The organism is Pseudomonas sp. Tul2A7, assembly GCF_054790505.1.
In genome coordinates, this window is sequence record NZ_CP186499.1 from 6,435,903 (window position 1) to 6,452,716 (window position 16,814).

Here is a 16,814-nt window from a genome sequence, read left to right on the forward strand (position 1 = left end):
CCGTTTATCGGCTGTATGCCAGATTCGCCTGCTGATAACTTTCCTTACAATTCCTCGACTACAGTTTGCCCATGCCTGCCCAACTCAAGCGTCGCCTGTTGATATTTCTGCTGCTCGTCCTGCTGATTGCCGGGGGCTTTTTTGCCCATTGGTTTTTCAAGGGACGCTTCTATGAAAGCACCGACAACGCTTATGTCCAGGGCGAAATCACCCGTGTCTCGAGCCAACTGAGCGCGCGCATCGATGAAGTACTGGTGCAGGACAATCAGCACGTGGAAAAAGACCAGTTGCTGGTACGCCTGGAACCGAATGATTTCCGCCTGGCCATCGACCGCGCCAACGCCGCCCTCGCCACCCGTGAAGCCGAACGCCTGCAGGCGCAAAGCAAACTGACTCAGCAGTCGAGCCTGATCGCTGCCAGCGATGCGCAAGTGGCGACCACCCAAGCCACGCTTGGCCGCTCGCAGATGGATTTGTCGCGCGCCGAAACCCTGCGCAAACCCGGTTACGTTTCCGAGGAACGCGTAACCACCCTCTCCGCTGACGCCCATATCGCCCGCTCGCAAGTGGCCAAGGCGCAAGCCGACGCACAGGGCCAGCGCCAACAGGTCAACGCCCTGAACGCGGAAATCAAACGCCTCGACGCACAGATTGCCAACGCCCGCGCCGACCTCGCGCAAGCCGAACTCAACCTGACCCGCAGCGAAATCCACGCGCCGATCAGCGGCCTCGTTGGCCAACGCGCCGCCCGTAACGGCCAAGTGGTGCAGGCCGGTGCCTATCTGCTGTCGATCGTCCCGGACGAAGACATCTGGGTGCAGGCCAACTTCAAGGAAACCCAGATCGGCCATATGCAACCCGGCCAAAAAGCCGAGCTGACCTTCGATGCCTATGGGGATACGCCAATCGAAGCGCGGGTCGATAGCCTGTTCGCCGCCTCCGGCGCGCAGTTCAGCCTGCTGCCGCCGGACAACGCCACCGGCAACTTCACCAAAGTCGTGCAACGGATTCCGGTGAAACTGACCTTCAAGGCCGACAACCCGCTGCACGGCAAGATCCGCCCGGGCATGTCCGTCACCGCCAAAGTGAACATCAAAGACGCCCCGGACAATGGCCGGTGATGCGCTGATGCGCCCGGTCGGCGAACCGACCCGGCGCGACTGGATTGCGGTGATGAGCGTGATGCTCGGCGCCTTTATGGCCGTGCTCGACATCCAGATCACCAACTCGTCGCTGAAGGATATTCAGGGCGCGTTGTCGGCGACGCTGGAAGAAGGCTCGTGGATTTCCACCTCGTATCTGGTCGCGGAAATCATCATGATCCCGCTGACCGCGTGGCTGGTGCAGTTGCTGTCGGCGCGGCGTCTGGCGGTGTGGGTGTCGCTGGGATTTCTGGTTTCGTCGTTGCTGTGCTCAATGGCCTGGAGCCTGGAGAGCATGATCGTCTTCCGCGCCATGCAGGGTTTCACCGGCGGCGCGTTGATTCCGCTGGCGTTCACCCTGACCTTGATCAAGCTCCCCGAACACCACCGCGCCAAAGGCATGGCGATGTTCGCCATGACCGCCACGTTCGCGCCGTCCATCGGCCCGACGCTGGGCGGCTGGCTCACGGAAAACTGGGGTTGGGAATACATCTTCTATATCAACATTCCGCCGGGCCTGATCATGATCGCCGGCCTGATGTACGGGCTGGAGAAGAAAGAAGCGCACTGGGAACTGCTGAAAAGCACCGACTACACCGGCATCCTCACGCTGGGGATTGGCCTCGGTTGCTTGCAGGTTTTTCTTGAGGAAGGCCATCGCAAGGACTGGCTGGAATCGAGCCTGATCGTGATGCTGGGCAGCATTGCGCTGGTGAGCCTGATCACCTTTGTGATCGTGCAGATCTCCAAACCGAATCCGCTGATCAACCTTGGCATTCTGCGCAATCGCAACTTCGGCTTATCAAGTATTTCCAGCCTGGGCATGGGGGTCGGACTGTACGGCTCGATCTATCTTCTGCCGCTGTACCTGGCGCAGATTCAGAACTACAACGCCCTGCAGATCGGCGAAGTGATCATGTGGATGGGCGTGCCGCAGCTGTTTCTGATTCCGCTGGTGCCGAAGCTGATGAAGTTCGTTTCGCCGAAATGGCTGTGCACGATCGGCTTCGGGTTGTTCGGACTGGCGAGTTTTTCTTCCGGCGTGCTCAATCCGGATTTCGCCGGGCCGCAGTTCAATCAGATCCAGATCATTCGGGCACTGGGGCAGCCGTTGATCATGGTGACCATTTCGCTGATCGCCACGGCGTACATCCTGCCGCAGGACGCGGGGTCGGCGTCGAGTCTGTTCAATATTCTGCGTAACCTCGGTGGTGCGATCGGGATTGCTTTGCTGGCAACGCTGCTGGATGCGCGCACCAAGACTTACTTCGATTATTTGCGTGAGGCGGTGGTGCCGACCAACCCGCAGGTGGCTGAGCGACTGGCGTCGATGACCGATCGGTTTGGCAGTGACACGGCGGCGTTGGGCAAGTTGAGTGAGATCGTCCATCAGCAGGCGGCGATCATGGCTTACAACGATGCGTTTCACTTTGTCGGGATTGCGCTGGGGATCAGCATGTTGGCGATTTTGTTGACCAAGAAATTGCCGCAAGGGCTGAAGGCTGGGGAGTCCCACTAACTGCAACTGATCGTTCCCGTGCTCCGCGTGGGAATGACTCCGGTGACGCTCTGCGTCACAGCGGACGCGGAGCGTCCGGGGCTGCATTCCCACGCAGAGCGTGGGAACGATCCTCCTTACACAGCCAAAAGCCGCTCGCGCAGTTTGGCAATCTCATCGCGCATCTGCGCCGCCGCTTCAAATTCCAGATCCCGCGCCAACTGATACATCTTCTCTTCCAGCGCACGAATGCGTTTGGTGATTTCGCTCGGCGAGCGCAGTTCGGCTTCGTACTTGGCGTTCTCTTCGGCAGCCTTGGCCATGCCTTTGCGCTTCTTGCTGCGCGAACCCGGCACAGTGGCGCCTTCCATGATGTCGGCGACGTCCTTGATCACACCGCGCGGGGTGATGCCGTTTTCCAGGTTGAAGGCGATCTGCTTGTCACGACGCCGCTCGGTCTCGCCAATCGCGCGCTCCATCGAACCGGTCATGCGATCGGCATACAGAATCGCCCGGCCATTGAGGTTACGCGCCGCGCGGCCAATGGTCTGGATCAGCGAGCGCTCGGAACGCAGGAAGCCTTCCTTGTCGGCATCAAGAATCGCCACCAGCGACACTTCCGGCATGTCCAGACCTTCACGCAGCAAGTTGATCCCGACCAACACATCAAAGGTGCCGAGGCGCAGATCACGGATGATTTCCACGCGCTCGACGGTGTCGATGTCCGAGTGCAGATAACGCACGCGCACGCCGTGATCGGCGAGGTAATCGGTGAGGTCTTCGGCCATGCGTTTGGTCAGCGTGGTGACCAGCACCCGCTCCTCGACCGCCACGCGTTTGCTGATTTCCGAGAGCAGATCGTCGACCTGAGTCAGCGCCGGACGCACTTCAACCTGCGGGTCGACCAGACCGGTCGGCCGTACCACTTGCTCGACCACCCGCCCGGCGTGCTCGGCTTCGTAGTTGCCCGGGGTTGCCGAAACAAAAATGGTCTGCGGACTGACCCCTTCCCACTCGTCAAAACGCATTGGCCGGTTATCCAGCGCGGAAGGCAGACGGAAACCGTATTCGACCAGGGTTTCCTTACGCGAACGGTCGCCCTTATACATCGCGCCGACTTGCGGCACGCTGACGTGGGACTCGTCGATCACCAGCAAGGCATCGGCCGGCAGGTAATCGTAAAGGGTCGGCGGCGCGGCACCGGCCGGACGCCCGGACAGGTAGCGCGAGTAGTTTTCGATGCCGTTGCAGTAGCCCAACTCGAGGATCATTTCCAGGTCGAAACGGGTGCGCTGCTCCAGCCGCTGGGCTTCGACCAGCTTGTTGTTGCTGCGCAGGTATTCGAGGCGTTCCTGCAATTCGACTTTGATGTGTTCGATGGCGTCGAGCAGGGTTTCCCGTGGCGTCACATAGTGGCTCTTCGGGTAAAAGGTAAAGCGCGGCATCTTGCGGATGACTTCACCGGTCAGCGGGTCGAACGCCGAAATACTTTCGACTTCGTCGTCGAACAGCTCGATGCGGATCGCCTCCAGGTCGGATTCCGCCGGGTAGATATCGATCACATCGCCGCGCACCCGGAAGGTTGCGCGGGCAAAATCCATGTCGTTGCGGGTGTATTGCAGATCGGCCAGACGCCGCAGTAATGCACGCTGATCGAGCTTGTCGCCGCGATCAACGTGCAAGACCATTTTCAGATAGGTTTCCGGGCTACCGAGACCGTAGATGCACGACACCGTGGTGACGATGATCGCATCCTTGCGCTCCAGCAGCGCTTTGGTCGCTGACAGACGCATCTGCTCGATGTGGTCGTTGATCGACGCATCCTTCTCGATGAAGGTGTCGGACGACGGCACATAGGCTTCCGGCTGATAGTAGTCGTAGTAGGAAACGAAGTATTCGACGGCATTATTCGGGAAGAACGCCTTGAATTCACCATACAGCTGCGCGGCGAGGGTCTTGTTTGGCGCCAGCACCAGCGTCGGGCGCTGAATCTGCGAGATGACATTGGCGATGCTGAAGGTCTTGCCCGAGCCGGTCACACCGAGCAGCGTCTGGTGCGCCAGCCCGGCCTCGATGCCTTCGACCAATTGGCGGATGGCTTCTGGCTGGTCGCCGGCGGGCTCGAAGCGGGTGACGAGCTGGAATTCGGACATAAACACCTCTGGAATCGCGGCATTCCGAGCAAAGCGGAGCACCACGGGGACGACCGCAAACGACCGGTGTCGCGCAAGAAAAAACCTGGATTGTGCTGAATGTGGTGGCGATTGCCTCACCTTTCAAGGCAAACGTCCTACATCCGGTAAAGACTCTGACACGGGCAGTCGACTAACGGTCAAGAAATAATCGGAAAAACTTACCCGAAAAGCCGAATCGCCTGTCGCCATTGTTCAGTAATGGCCTCTATACTAGCTCCCCGTTTGTGCACCGCTCTAGTGCATCCGGCTGGAGCGCGACACGTCCCTCCATTCTCCATTCAGAGCCGCCGCAATAATGAGCCTGTTCTCCGCTGTCGAAATGGCACCCCGCGATCCAATCCTGGGCCTCAACGAAGCATTCAACGCCGATACCCGGACCACCAAGGTCAACCTGGGCGTGGGTGTTTACTGCAACGAAGAGGGGCGAATTCCACTTCTGCGCGCCGTGATCGAAGCCGAGACGATTCGCGTCGCTCAACACGCTTCGCGCGGTTACCTGCCGATCGATGGCATCGCTGCCTACGACCAGGCCGTGCAAAAGCTGCTGTTCGGCAACGACTCGCCGCTGATCAGCGCCGGTCGCGTCATCACCACTCAGGCTGTCGGCGGGACCGGCGCACTGAAAATCGGTGCCGACTTCCTCAAGCAACTGCTGCCGAACGCCGTCGTGGCGATCAGCGACCCGAGCTGGGAAAACCACCGCGCGCTGTTCGAAACCGCCGGTTTTCCGGTGCAGAACTACCGTTACTACGACGCTGCCACCCATGACGTAAACCGTGCCGGCATGCTCGAAGACCTCAACGCCTTGCCAAACGGCTCGATCGTTATCCTCCACGCTTGCTGCCACAACCCGACCGGCGTCGACCTGACCCCGGCGGACTGGAACAACGTGCTGGACGTGGTCAAGGCCAAAGGTCACGTGCCGTTCCTCGACATGGCTTACCAGGGTTTTGGCGACGGCATCAATGAAGACGCCGCTGCCGTGCGCCTGTTCGCTGAGTCCGGCCTGACCTTCTTCGTCTCGAGCTCGTTCTCCAAATCGTTCTCGCTGTACGGCGAGCGCGTTGGCGCCCTGTCGATCATCAGCGAATCGAAAGAAGAAAGCGCGCGCGTGCTGTCGCAAGTCAAACGCGTGATCCGCACCAACTACTCCAACCCGCCGACTCACGGTGCTAGCATCGTCGCTGCGGTGTTGAACAGCCCGGAACTGCGCGCGCAGTGGGAAGCCGAGCTGGCAGAGATGCGTTTGCGCATTCGCGGCATGCGTACGCAGATGGTTGATCTGCTGGCAGAGAAAGCCCCGGACCGCGACTTCAGCTTCGTTGGTCGTCAGCGCGGCATGTTCTCTTACTCCGGTCTGACCACCGAGCAAGTGCATCGCCTGCGTAACGAGTTCGGCATCTACGCTTTGGACACCGGCCGAATCTGCGTGGCTGCGCTGAACCAGAGCAACATCAAGGCTGTGACGGATGCGATTGTTCAGGTCATCTGATTTCGCTGCGTGATGAAAAACGGGAAGCCTTGGGGCTTCCCGTTTTTTATTTGTCCCGAATAACGCCCCATACCCTCTAGACTGCACACAAATCAAAATGTAGGAGTGAGCCTGCTCGCGATAGCGTCGGCTCAGTTGACGCCTCACTGCCTGACACAACGCTATCGCGAGCAGGCTCACTCCTACAGGTTTTGTGTACACCCGAGTTTTTTGAGAGAAACCACATGAAAAACGACAACCTGCGCGCCGACCGTGACGACCTGGATGATTTCATCCCCCGCGCCTCGGCCAAACGCGAAAAAAGCCTGGTGCTGCAAGTCGCCGCCGGGGTGTTTCTGGGTGGCCTTGTGCTGTGGCTGGTGCAACTGGCCGCCACTGCGGCCTACGCCAAACTGATGCTGGGCACTATCACCTTCGGCAGTTAAGCCAGTTCGCTCGCGCGCTGAGTCGCGGCATCGTCATAGACGACGTACAGCGATTCGGCGATCTGGCTTTTGATCGCCTTGGTGCTTTCCAGACCGAGGACGAACCCTTCGGCCTTGCCGCCAGCGCGGTTCAGCTCTTCAGCGGTGCTGGCCTGAGTGATCGCGTCGAAGAGTTTTTCGGCGTGTGGGCCGACGCCCTTGGGCAGGCTGATTTGCGCGATGCTCATGCGAACACCTCGTTGTTGCGGATTGACTGCTTCATGTCACGTACCTTTTCGGCGAATGGCCGGCAGCGCGTGTGACCACTTCCGGGCGGCCATGGTAGACCTCTGCTACGGTTCTGGTAACCGCCAATCGCTGACAAACCACCGTCCGTCCCGAAGATTCACTCATTTTTGCAACCGATGCTTGACTTCTCTTTTTGAATCAGTAACATACGCACCAATTCCGCAATAGCTCAGTTGGTAGAGCAAATGACTGTTAATCATTGGGTCCCTGGTTCGAGTCCAGGTTGTGGAGCCAAATAGCAAAGCCCCTGAATCGAAAGATTCAGGGGCTTTTTTGTGGCCGCTCGAAAAGATCAGAAGATCGCAGCCTTCGGCGGCTCCTACAGATTCAGCGTTCATCCGCAGAATCAGCGGAGTATGAGATCTGTGCAGGAGCTGCCGAAGGCTGCGATCTTTTGATCTTGAAATGAAAAAGGGCCGATCTGCGGTTAACAGATCGGCCCTTTTCTATTCAGAGACAGCCGTCAGACGTGCTCGCTGCTCTTGACCTGCACCTTCGGCGCACCATGCCCATGGTCGTGATCATCCGGCTCGATGACTGGCACTTCCTTGCCATCGCAGTCATGCAGCTTGCCATCGCTGAAGTAGTCGCCTTCGCGCAGCGCTGCCAGATCGCGGTAACGCAAGGTCCGCTCTTCCGCCGCGGCAAACACCGACTGCTGATCCGAGTTACCGGCGGTGAAGTGGTTGAACGCCAGGTTGAGCAGGATCGCCATGATCGCCGACGAGCTGATGCCCGAGTGGAAAATGGTCGCAAACCAGCTTGGGAAGTGATCGTAGAAGTTCGGTGCGGCAATCGGGATCATGCCGAAACCGATCGAAGTAGCAACGATGATGAGGTTGACGTTGTTGCGGTAATCAACTTTCGACAGCGTACGGATGCCGCTTGCCGCCACGGTACCGAACAGTACGATACCGGCGCCGCCGAGCACCGAAGTCGGCACAGCCGCAATGACCCGGCCCATGAATGGCAGCAGGCCAAGGATCACCAGGAAGATGCCGCCAGTAGCGACCACGTAACGGCTCTTGATCCCGGTCACCGCCACCAGCCCGACGTTCTGGGCGAAGGCGCTCTGGGTGAACGAACCGAAAATCGGCGCAAACATGCTCGACAGCATGTCCGCGCGCAGGCCATTGCCCAGACGCTTGGAATCGACCTTGGTGCCGATGATTTCACCGACCGCCAGAATGTCCGCTGAAGTCTCTACCAGAGTCACCATGACCACGATGCACATCGACAGGATCGCGGCGAAGTGGAAGGTTGGCATGCCGAAGTGAAACGGCGTCGGGAAGCCGAACATCGGCCCGGTGGTGACGTTGGAGAAGTCAGCCATACCGAGGAATACCGCCAGCACGGTGCCGATCACCATGGCCAACAGAATCGACAGACGCGAGATGGTCGAGCTGCCGACCTTGCTCAGCAGCAACACCAGCACCAGCGTGACCGCCGCCAGACCGATGTTCTGCATGCTGCCGAAGTCCGGCGCGTGGCTGTTACCGCCCATGGCCCAGCGTGCGGCCACCGGCATCAGCGTCAGGCCGATGGTGGTGATCACGATACCGGTAACCAGTGGCGGGAAGAACTTGGTGATGCGTGAGAATACCGGCGTGATCAGCAACCCGATCAAGGACGCGGCAATCACCGCGCCAAGCACCGACTGAAAGCCGCCCTCCCCGCCACTGCTGACGATCGCGACCATGGTCGCCACGCCGGAGAACGACACACCCTGTACCAGCGGCAACTGACAACCAAAAAACGGTAGACCCAGGGTTTGCAGCAGCGTCGCCAGCCCCCCCGCAAACAATGAAGCAGCAATCAGCAAACCAATATCCGCCGGCGACAGGCCGGCCGCCTGGCCGATGATCAGTGGCACCGCAACGATACCGCCGTACATGGTCAGAACATGTTGCAGGCCGTAAGCCATATTCGCGCCGACCCCGAGATTTTCGTCCTCGGGCCGTTGGTGTGAAACATGGGGCGTTTTCATGGTGGGGGGTTCCCTGTTTTTTGTTATGCGCACACTGTATTCAAAACTCGCGACAAGTGTCCATGGTTTTGTATACAAAAAATCAGGGGCGGGTTACCCGTCACTCAAACGGCCTGATGACTTGAGTACCCCCTCATCACGTGGCACGATCAGAAGCCATGCCGTACGGATCAACGGATGCCCCCCGCCGGGCAAGAAAAGGAAGTCACCATAAGTGGAAAACCCGCTGCACGCGTCACAGACGCCACAACCTGCCCTGCCCATGCCGCGCAGAAAATAGTTGCCGGCTCTCCCGACGTATTCTTCGATGGTTTGCCTGCCGCGCGCCTTGGCGATCCAGCCTCTTGTGGCAGTTCCATCAGCGGTAACATTTCCGCAACCGTCTTCATCAACGGTAAAAACGCCGCCACCCAAGGCATTCAGGGCAGCCACGGTGACGTTATCGTTGGCGGTTCCGGCACCGTCATCATTGGCCAGAGTGGTGGTGGCGCGCCGATCAGTCCGGTTCCGCCGATCAACCTCGGTTTCGACGAACAGTTCACGTTGCTGGACGCCGACGGCGAGCCCGTGCCCGACTTCGCTTACAAAATCACCACCGCGTCCGGCAAGGTAATCCGTGGCGTTACCAATGAGCGCGGACTGACCCAGAGAGTCTCGACCCGAGCGAGCGAACTGCTGCATCTGGAGCCTGACGACCTTGCCTAAGCAGGAAAAACCAGTGGCTGAATTCACCTGAAAGGAGTTGTAACCAGCATGGCGCAGGCAATCCTCAACAATAACCGGGCTCCCTCGAACCGGCAGAGTGGCAGTACGCATCCCGCAGTCGTTGTCACCAAATACACCAAACGAGCCGACGAAAACGGTTGGCTGAGTGTAAAACTCGAACCAAAAGGCACGCTCGTCGCCCTCTGCGAATACACCAAAGTGACCTTCACCAAGGAGTCCGGTGGTCGAACCTATTTCAGGATTGCAAATGGCAATTCGGAGTTCGTCGGACAGACGACCAGCCTGAAAACCGAAAATGCCTTGAAGTACCTGATGGATACCCCGCCAACGGCGCCGGCCACCGTCAAGGTCAAGTACACCGGTGCACCGGCCCATGCGGTCTCGGAGTTCAAAGGCAAACTGCTGCAGCAATGGGCACAGGTCAGCTTCAATGGCAAAACGGCGAAGGTGACGCTGAACAGCCAGTGGGGCGGCGAATTTACCCCGATCCCACCCGGACGCCACCGGATCATGGCCCCGGACCGCTCCCACGGAAATATCTCCACGGATGGCTACAAGGCACAAGGTAATCTGCATTGCACCGACGTCTGGTTTCCAATCGAACTGCAAGGCACAAAAGGCAACAGCAGCCGTTACATCCATGTCGGTCATTTGTCCGACGGCTGTGTCACCTTTTATGAGTTGATCAAATGGAACGACATCTAAGACTACCTGATCTGCCAGCGAGTCAAAGGTGAAGGCGGGAAATATGTCGGTGAATTGCTGGTGGAGAAATAATTGAAACGGTTGCTACTTATCCGATGGATACCCGCGCTGTTGCTGGTCATTGCCAGCAGTGCCAGTGCCAGTGCCGACTTTGGCTGTGATGACTTTCTGTCGAAGCTCGCAGACAAGCCATCGTTTGTTGAATTCAAAGGCTGCAAACAGGCGCTTGACCGCATGGGCCAGCCATTTTCCGCCAGCTATGAAGTATCCGGGGCCAATGCTTCGAAAGCCGAACAGTACTTTGAACAGCACTTCGGGATTTCGCCGATGACGCGCGCCTGTTGTGTCTGGGACTCGACCCAAAATGGTTTCAGAGACCCGGCAACAGGCATCAACTACCTCATCAGCATTGGCTCAGAGGAAACAGAGGTCAGGCAACGGGAGTCGTGGGCCAAGATCAATCTCTTTACGATTCAGGTCGATGCTTACGCTGAAGATCCCTGACCAGGCTGGATAAGGCGTCCGAGCACCGGCCTCAACAACTCCAGGCTCGCGACCCGAATCCCGAACTCAACCTCAAGCAGATCGAGTAGATCCTCGACGTCCGCGACATCACGCCGCTCGCTTTCGCCGCCCATGCGGTGGACAGCGAAGCTGCCGTTGTTCAGCGTCTTGCGCCAACCATCGCCGGTGCGCGCGACCATCAGACGTTGGGTAAACGGTGACTCCGGATGCGTCGAGACGTACCAGTTGCCGACGGTGTAATCGATGTCTTCCTGGCGTTGCAGGTCGAACAGGTACATCGGCCGCCATTCACCCGCCACGTTGGCACGCAGCATGTAGCCGTCGGCCTGTTTTTCAATGCGATAAGGTTCGTGTGGCGTTGGTTGCTCCGCTTCGGTGTCGAGGAGCAGTGGTGCCGTTGGCACCATGCCACCGAAGCCGACATCGCTGATGTAACGCACGTCGTCGATAGTCACCAGACTCAAACGGTGCGTACGCGCTGTCCAGCTACCTTCTGGCTGATTCATCACCACGCGCCCACTGATGGCCCTAGCGTCGAAGCCCAGTTCCAGCAACAAGGCAAAGAACAGGTTATTCAGCTCATAGCAGTAACCGCCGCGACGACCGAGCAAGACTTTTTCTTCAATGGACGGCAGATCGATCAACACCGCCGCGCCGGTAATCGTCGCCAGATTCTCGAAAGGAAACACGCCGGTGTGGCGCCACTGCAATTGGCGCAGCGTTGCCAGCGTTGGTGCCGGCGGCGCATCGAAACCCAGACGTTGCAGGTACAGCTTCAGATTCGTCAGGCGTGGCTCACTCATTGCTCAGTCCTTTTGCATGGGGCCGCAGTTCACTGCGTTGATGGTCGCCATGTATACGGGATCAGGCACTGTTTTCGACAATTGATTTCGCCAATCGAATCAATCGCCGCCCGCACAAACCGATGCGATACGATTGCAGTTGCATGAGGGGGGTTGGCCTCCATGCAAGCAATCAGAGGCCCAAGTAAATCAGTCATCAAGCGCCAACGCATTCAGCTCATCTTTATAGGGAAGCCGAGGAGAGTATAAATTATGAAAAGCGCGCCCAACAGCACCAGAAAATATTATAAGCTGCGGGTTATTAGTTCCACCCATCAAAATATGAGTTACAGCTATCCCTGGATACGGATCAATGTAATAAATCTCCTTAATACCTAGTTGATATGCTTTTTTTGAACACAACTCACAAGGACTAGCCGTTGTAAAAAGTTTACCACCCTCAATAGGTCTTCCACCATACTTAGATATTTGCAAAAAAGCATTCTCTTCTGCATGCAGAGATCTAGTATGCACCTGATTCTTCTCTTTCTTCAGGCTATTGTATTCACTCTTAAAGCAATAGGAAATATTTCTTCCCGTACTCGCAATCTTAAGATACTTAGAATTCTCCCCACTGAATCTCTCGATATAACCAACATCAGTTTTCTCATACTCTGAATAAGCATCTTGATCATAACCGCTAACCAAATCAAACCTGTTACGCAAACTACAAGGCACTTGCCCATACGGTGTATCATTCCAACCTACAGATTGAACTGAAAAATTTAGATCCGTAACGACTGCCCCCACCTGCCTGGAAATACAGCCAGAATTTAATTTTGCGGTATAGGCCATTTGCATACAGCGTTCTAAAGGTGTGGGTGTTACAAGCCCAGGCCTTGTCATTAACGACACGAAAGTAATCAGTTGATTTGCCAAACTGGAGAAATCCGAGACAGCATTTTCCGAGTCTGGATTACTTATATAGAGCTCCGAACGCTCTAAACAAGCTTGTATATCTTGCTTTATATACGTTGACTGTTGAGCTAGGCTTCGAGAACTATATTCTTCCCCGTCAATCTTACCGACTTGTTCATCAGTATATCCTAATAGCCTCAATCGTCTCTTACGCTGTTCATCTTCACATGAGACAGCCATAAGATAAAATGATGAGTAACGATCTTGAAAATATGTCGCCTCAAAAGGATTTCGAATAGCATCGATAACAATGAAAGTTTTCTTCCCTTTGCCTCTCGCAGCACGGATTAATTTTATGATTATATTTATTTTGTCCGCCAAGGAATAAAAGCTACCGCTTTTACGCTCTTCGGAAGTAGGACTTCCTGAATTTCTTAAATTATTTCCAACCTGCTGAAACAGCTTGACATATCCTGACCCACCAATAATTCGCTTAAGCTTTTCATTTTGCCCAGGTAAAAATTCTGCGTAGTAACGGCGCAAACTTCTTACATCCTCCTCAACCACAGGTTCGTTTTTTATTTCTTGTAAAACATCTATAATTTCCCGCTTAACCTGTTCACTTATACCATCCACTCCACCCAAAAAAACAGATGACTCAGCGACATCCAACTCCGACAACATAAGCGTTAGAACCGAACTTGCTTGAATAGTCACAAACGGTTCCCAAGTCTTTTCGAAATTCTTAAGAACGATCTTCTGTTTTCTTTGAGGATTTGAATCAGGATTATTACCGGAATAAAGTGAGTGCTTTATTTCTGCTTGAGGTTTAGAAAGTATTTTAGCAACTGTCGAGCATCCACTTCCGGTGCGACCGGTTAGCCCAATAATAATGAAGTCGTCATCATCGCCATAAATTTTTGAAATCGCGTCTTTAAAATAACTGGCCATTCGCTCCGCTCCGTCGTATTTTTTTGTACTTCCATTTTTCAAAATTACGACATCCGCAACCAAAAAGCCACTATAGGTTTCAGACCATTACTGACAAACTATCCTGATAAATATTCTCAAGTAAGAATCTCTACTAAGACCGCTTGCGCGAGCCGATCCGAATCCACGTCGGCGCATGGTCACTGGCGTGGGGTTCATTGCGTACCCAGGCGTCTACCCCGGCCTCGTGCAAATACGGACTCAGCGCCGGATTGAGCAGGAGATGATCGATGCGCAGACCGGAGTTGGTTTGCCAGTGCTGGCGGAAATAATCCCAAAACGTATAGAGGCGATCCTCGGGATACAGATGGCGCAGCGAATCGGTCCAGCCTTGATCGAGCAAGCGTTGATAACACTCGCGGCTCTCGGGTTGCAATAACGCATCCTTGAGCCAGGAACGGGTGTTGTAAATGTCCATGTCGGTGGGTACGACGTTGTAGTCACCGGCCAGCACCACCGGGTGATCGCTGCTTTGCAGGTCTTTCGCATAGCTGATCAATCGTTCAAACCAGGCCAGTTTGTAATCAAATTTTGGCCCAGGCTGCGGATTGCCGTTGGGCAGATACAGGCAGCCGACCAGCACGCCGTGCACCGCTGCCTCCAGATAACGACTGTGCTTGTCATCCGGATCGCCCGGCAGACCGCGCCGGCTCTCCAGCGGCTGCGCATCGCGGGCGAGAATCGCCACGCCGTTCCACGAGGCCTGGCCCTGCCAGATTGCGCCGTAACCGGCGGCTTCCAGTTCAGCGACGGGGAATGCCGTGTCGACGGATTTGAGTTCTTGCAGGCAGGCGATGTCCGGCTGCTCGCGTTTGAGCCAATCCAGCAGGTTCGGCAAACGTGCGCGTAAACCGTTGACGTTGTAGGTGGCGATCCGCAGGTTTTTCATCGGCTGAGGCTCCTGCCCAAGGGCTGTAAAAATTGTGACCCCGTGATCATCGCGCCGGTTGCATCAGATCGGTCTCGTGCGGCGTAATGGGCCCTCGCCTTTCGCCCGCAAAGCCGAGACCTGAATCCCATGCCCACCACGCTACAAGGTCAGCGCATCCTTTTGCGCCCGCTTCAGTATTCAGATGCCGCTGCCCTGCTCCACGCTGCCGCCGATGGCGAATTGTGGAATCTCACCGTCACGGTTGTGCCTTCAGCAAGCACCGTCGACAGCTACCTGAAAAAAGCGCTCGATGGACGTGATGCCGGTACCGTGATGCCGTTTGTCATTGTTTTGAAAGACACCGGGGAAGTGATCGGCTCAACGCGCTTCTGGAAGATCGACCCGCTCAATCGCAAGCTGGAAATCGGCAGCAGCTGGATCGCGGCGAGCTGGCAGAAATCCTTCGTCAACACCGAAGCCAAGTATCTGATGCTGCGCCACGCCTTCGACGTGCTCGGTTGCGTGCGCGTGCAGTTCACCACCGACGAGAACAATCAGAAGTCACGCAAGGCCATCCTGCGTCTTGGCGCACAACAGGAAGGCATCGTCCGCCATGAGCGGATCATGCCGGACGGACGCAAGCGCAACTCGGTGCGGTTCAGCATCATCGACGACGAGTGGCCGCAGGTGCGCTTGCACCTGGAGCAGAAACTCGGCGCCTGACCCTTCAGGCGCGATTGCGCAGCCACTGCAGAAAGCCTCTTTTCGGTACCACCGCAGGCGCTTCCTCGGTCAGCGATTGCGCCTTGTGCAGGCGGTAATCGAGCAGTGTCTGCATCGCGTCATGAATGTCATGACGGGCATCGAGACACGGCTTGAGGTACGACTTCTCGATGCGATACAACGCGCAAAAGGTCTTCGCCGAAAAGTCCGCCGGCAACGCGGTATCGGACAAGATCCCAGCCTCGCCAATCACCTCGCCCGGCCCCATGCGCCCGGACTCGAATGTTGTGCCGTGGCGCTTCAGGGTCACCGAAACCACGCCGGACTCGATAATGAACAGGTGATCGCTGACCTCGCCGCCCGCCAGAATGACTTCGCCGGCGCGGAAGGTTTGCAGGCTCATGTTCTGGCTGAAGGTGTCTTTTTCTTCTTGGCGCAGGGTCGAGAAGATCGGCGAACTGTCGAGCAGCGCCCGTGGTCGCGACAAATTGGTCGGCACAGTGCTTTCATCACTCGACAGCAGGTTGACCCCGGACGCCTGCAAGTGCCGATACGCCAGGTCAAACAGTTGATTGCGCACCACGCGTTTCTCGCCCATCGACGCAACGAACCCGCTGATCTCGTATTCCGCCCCGCTGCTGCCGGAGCTTTTCAGGGAGACGCTCGGCGCCGGCGTGTCGAGCAGTTGCCGGCAGCCCTGCATCGCCCGCTCCAGCGCATCGATCACCGAACTGGGCCGGGCATGCGGGCTGACCTGCACGCTGACCGCGACGCCGAACATGTTGCTCGGTCGACTGAAGTTGATGATCTTGGCCTTGGCCGCCAGCGAGTTGGGAATCACCGCCATGCTGCCCTGACTGGTTTGCAGGCGCGTAGCGCGCCAGTCGATATCGGTGACCCGGCCTTCGGTGCCGTCGATGGAGATCCAGTCATCCAGTTGATACGGCTTGGTGGTGTTGAGGACGATGCCGGAGAACACATCGCTCAACGTACTCTGCAAGGCCAGACCGACGATGATCGCCAGCGCACCGGACGTCGCCAGCACACCTTTGACCGGCAGATCCAGCACATAGGCCAGCGCGGCAATGATCGCGATGAGGAAAATCACCGCGCCGAGCAAGTCCTGCAACAGCCGCCCGGTGTGGCCGACCCGCTGCATCATCACCGCGCCGATCAGCACCGTCAGGGTGCGCGCACCGAACAGCCACCAGCCAATCTGCAACCCGGTCGCCGCCAGATGCAGCGGCACGTTGTCGGCCCACGGTGCGGGCTCCATCGGGTTGAGACCTTCGTTGAACAGCAGCACGCTGAACAAAGTGAAAATCAGCACCCGCACCAGCAGTTTCCACTCGCTGCCATGGGAACTGATCAGACGCCACAGGCCCAGATCGAGGAGGATCAGGATCAACGCGCAGAACAACGGGTGTTCGGTGAGCAGAGACAGCATCAAACAACTCCGACGGGGGCCAATCGCGAGAAGATCGCACAGATTGAGCAAGTGTAGGAGCAATTGATTTCAGAGGATGAACACCCGCGCAAAAACACCA

At 57.0% G+C, this 16,814-nt stretch carries 15 protein-coding genes and 1 tRNA gene; 9 read left to right on the plus strand and 7 right to left on the minus strand.

All coding sequences use genetic code 11. The features are described from left to right. The first annotated feature begins 71 nt into the window (after window positions 1-71). Together ACOYXJ_RS28745 and ACOYXJ_RS28750 are read left to right on the plus strand one after the other, a co-directional pair. Complete coding sequence (locus ACOYXJ_RS28745) at window positions 72-1,121, plus strand: HlyD family secretion protein (RefSeq protein ID WP_460367108.1); 1,050 nt, start codon at window positions 72-74, stop codon at window positions 1,119-1,121. Continuing rightward, a complete protein-coding gene (locus tag ACOYXJ_RS28750; RefSeq protein ID WP_460367110.1) occupies window positions 1,111-2,661 on the plus strand; it encodes an MDR family MFS transporter in 1,551 nt (516 codons plus the stop codon). Before ACOYXJ_RS28745 ends, ACOYXJ_RS28750 begins: the two co-directional genes overlap by 11 nt. Window positions 2,662-2,777: 116 nt before the next feature. On the opposite strand, the gene uvrB is transcribed toward ACOYXJ_RS28750, so the two are convergent. Next, window positions 2,778-4,793 (minus strand): excinuclease ABC subunit UvrB, encoded by a 2,016-nt coding sequence (uvrB, locus tag ACOYXJ_RS28755; protein ID WP_007913411.1) that lies wholly within the window; start codon window positions 4,791-4,793, stop codon window positions 2,778-2,780. A 337-nt stretch (window positions 4,794-5,130) separates the two neighbouring features. Here uvrB and ACOYXJ_RS28760 point away from each other — a divergent pair, with 337 nt between their 5' ends. Further along, window positions 5,131-6,327 carry an amino acid aminotransferase gene (locus ACOYXJ_RS28760; protein WP_460367112.1) on the plus strand — a complete coding sequence of 399 codons (1,197 nt, stop codon included), beginning with the start codon at window positions 5,131-5,133 and terminating at the stop codon, window positions 6,325-6,327. Window positions 6,328-6,551: 224 nt separating this feature from the next. After that, window positions 6,552-6,752 carry a hypothetical protein gene (locus ACOYXJ_RS28765; RefSeq protein WP_053118898.1) on the plus strand — a complete coding sequence of 67 codons (201 nt, stop codon included), beginning with the start codon at window positions 6,552-6,554 and terminating at the stop codon, window positions 6,750-6,752. Here ACOYXJ_RS28765 and ACOYXJ_RS28770 read toward each other — a convergent pair. Then, complete coding sequence (locus ACOYXJ_RS28770) at window positions 6,749-6,979, minus strand: hypothetical protein (RefSeq protein WP_064116830.1); 231 nt, start codon at window positions 6,977-6,979, stop codon at window positions 6,749-6,751. The two genes, ACOYXJ_RS28765 and ACOYXJ_RS28770, sit on opposite strands and share 4 nt — an antisense overlap. 219 nt (window positions 6,980-7,198) lie before the next feature. Here ACOYXJ_RS28770 and ACOYXJ_RS28775 point away from each other — a divergent pair. Beyond that, window positions 7,199-7,274: transfer RNA gene (locus tag ACOYXJ_RS28775), tRNA-Asn, on the plus strand. A gap of 229 nt (window positions 7,275-7,503) precedes the next feature. Here the strand turns inward: ACOYXJ_RS28775 and ACOYXJ_RS28780 are convergent. Continuing rightward, window positions 7,504-9,027, minus strand: coding sequence for a nucleobase:cation symporter-2 family protein (locus ACOYXJ_RS28780; RefSeq protein WP_077571909.1), 1,524 nt, complete (start codon window positions 9,025-9,027; stop codon window positions 7,504-7,506). 210 nt (window positions 9,028-9,237) lie between these two features. Between ACOYXJ_RS28780 and ACOYXJ_RS28785 the strand changes: the two genes are divergently transcribed. The 3 genes from ACOYXJ_RS28785 (at window position 9,238) to ACOYXJ_RS28795 (ending at window position 10,962) form a co-directional block, all read left to right on the plus strand. Next, window positions 9,238-9,732 carry a PAAR domain-containing protein gene (locus ACOYXJ_RS28785; RefSeq protein WP_460373063.1) on the plus strand — a complete coding sequence of 165 codons (495 nt, stop codon included), beginning with the start codon at window positions 9,238-9,240 and terminating at the stop codon, window positions 9,730-9,732. Between the two features lie 48 nt (window positions 9,733-9,780). Next, window positions 9,781-10,458, plus strand: a complete 678-nt coding sequence (locus ACOYXJ_RS28790) for a hypothetical protein (protein ID WP_460367115.1) — start codon at window positions 9,781-9,783, stop codon at window positions 10,456-10,458. A 72-nt stretch (window positions 10,459-10,530) separates the two neighbouring features. After that, the gene (locus tag ACOYXJ_RS28795) at window positions 10,531-10,962 is read left to right on the plus strand and encodes a DUF4952 domain-containing protein (RefSeq protein WP_460367117.1); all 432 of its coding nucleotides are present in this window, start codon (window positions 10,531-10,533) and stop codon (window positions 10,960-10,962) included. On the opposite strand, the gene ACOYXJ_RS28800 is transcribed toward ACOYXJ_RS28795, so the two are convergent. The 3 genes from ACOYXJ_RS28800 to xth form a co-directional block, all read right to left on the minus strand. Next, complete coding sequence (locus ACOYXJ_RS28800; protein ID WP_460367119.1) at window positions 10,944-11,786, minus strand: arylamine N-acetyltransferase family protein; 843 nt, start codon at window positions 11,784-11,786, stop codon at window positions 10,944-10,946. The two genes, ACOYXJ_RS28795 and ACOYXJ_RS28800, sit on opposite strands and share 19 nt — an antisense overlap. Window positions 11,787-11,975: 189 nt before the next feature. Beyond that, complete coding sequence (locus ACOYXJ_RS28805) at window positions 11,976-13,634, minus strand: hypothetical protein (protein WP_460367121.1); 1,659 nt, start codon at window positions 13,632-13,634, stop codon at window positions 11,976-11,978. 133 nt (window positions 13,635-13,767) lie between these two features. Beyond that, window positions 13,768-14,562: an exodeoxyribonuclease III gene (gene xth / locus ACOYXJ_RS28810; RefSeq protein ID WP_460367123.1), complete on the minus strand. Its 795-nt coding sequence runs from the start codon at window positions 14,560-14,562 to the stop codon at window positions 13,768-13,770. A gap of 129 nt (window positions 14,563-14,691) precedes the next feature. Here xth and ACOYXJ_RS28815 point away from each other — a divergent pair, with 129 nt between their 5' ends. Beyond that, a complete protein-coding gene (locus ACOYXJ_RS28815) occupies window positions 14,692-15,267 on the plus strand; it encodes a GNAT family N-acetyltransferase (protein WP_150794308.1) in 576 nt (191 codons plus the stop codon). Between the two features lie 4 nt (window positions 15,268-15,271). Here ACOYXJ_RS28815 and ACOYXJ_RS28820 read toward each other — a convergent pair whose 3' ends face one another. Next, window positions 15,272-16,714, minus strand: coding sequence for a mechanosensitive ion channel domain-containing protein (locus ACOYXJ_RS28820; protein WP_460367125.1), 1,443 nt, complete (start codon window positions 16,712-16,714; stop codon window positions 15,272-15,274). Window positions 16,715-16,814: the final 100 nt, after the last annotated feature.

What these genes read in the sequence shown, in the direction of transcription:
- ACOYXJ_RS28790 (WP_460367115.1), top strand. Translation starts at nt 9,781, where the DNA reads ATGGCGCAGGCAATCCTCAACAATAACCGGGCTCCCTCGAACCGGCAG.
- ACOYXJ_RS28780 (WP_077571909.1), bottom strand. Translation starts at nt 9,027, where the DNA reads ATGAAAACGCCCCATGTTTCACACCAACGGCCCGAGGACGAAAATCTC.
- ACOYXJ_RS28815 (WP_150794308.1), top strand. Translation starts at nt 14,692, where the DNA reads ATGCCCACCACGCTACAAGGTCAGCGCATCCTTTTGCGCCCGCTTCAG.
- ACOYXJ_RS28745 (WP_460367108.1), top strand. Translation starts at nt 72, where the DNA reads ATGCCTGCCCAACTCAAGCGTCGCCTGTTGATATTTCTGCTGCTCGTC.
- ACOYXJ_RS28765 (WP_053118898.1), top strand. Translation starts at nt 6,552, where the DNA reads ATGAAAAACGACAACCTGCGCGCCGACCGTGACGACCTGGATGATTTC.
- ACOYXJ_RS28750 (WP_460367110.1), top strand. Translation starts at nt 1,111, where the DNA reads ATGGCCGGTGATGCGCTGATGCGCCCGGTCGGCGAACCGACCCGGCGC.
- uvrB (WP_007913411.1), bottom strand. Translation starts at nt 4,793, where the DNA reads ATGTCCGAATTCCAGCTCGTCACCCGCTTCGAGCCCGCCGGCGACCAG.
- ACOYXJ_RS28800 (WP_460367119.1), bottom strand. Translation starts at nt 11,786, where the DNA reads ATGAGTGAGCCACGCCTGACGAATCTGAAGCTGTACCTGCAACGTCTG.
- ACOYXJ_RS28770 (WP_064116830.1), bottom strand. Translation starts at nt 6,979, where the DNA reads ATGAGCATCGCGCAAATCAGCCTGCCCAAGGGCGTCGGCCCACACGCC.
- xth (WP_460367123.1), bottom strand. Translation starts at nt 14,562, where the DNA reads ATGAAAAACCTGCGGATCGCCACCTACAACGTCAACGGTTTACGCGCA.
- ACOYXJ_RS28760 (WP_460367112.1), top strand. Translation starts at nt 5,131, where the DNA reads ATGAGCCTGTTCTCCGCTGTCGAAATGGCACCCCGCGATCCAATCCTG.
- ACOYXJ_RS28820 (WP_460367125.1), bottom strand. Translation starts at nt 16,714, where the DNA reads ATGCTGTCTCTGCTCACCGAACACCCGTTGTTCTGCGCGTTGATCCTG.
- ACOYXJ_RS28805 (WP_460367121.1), bottom strand. Translation starts at nt 13,634, where the DNA reads ATGGCCAGTTATTTTAAAGACGCGATTTCAAAAATTTATGGCGATGAT.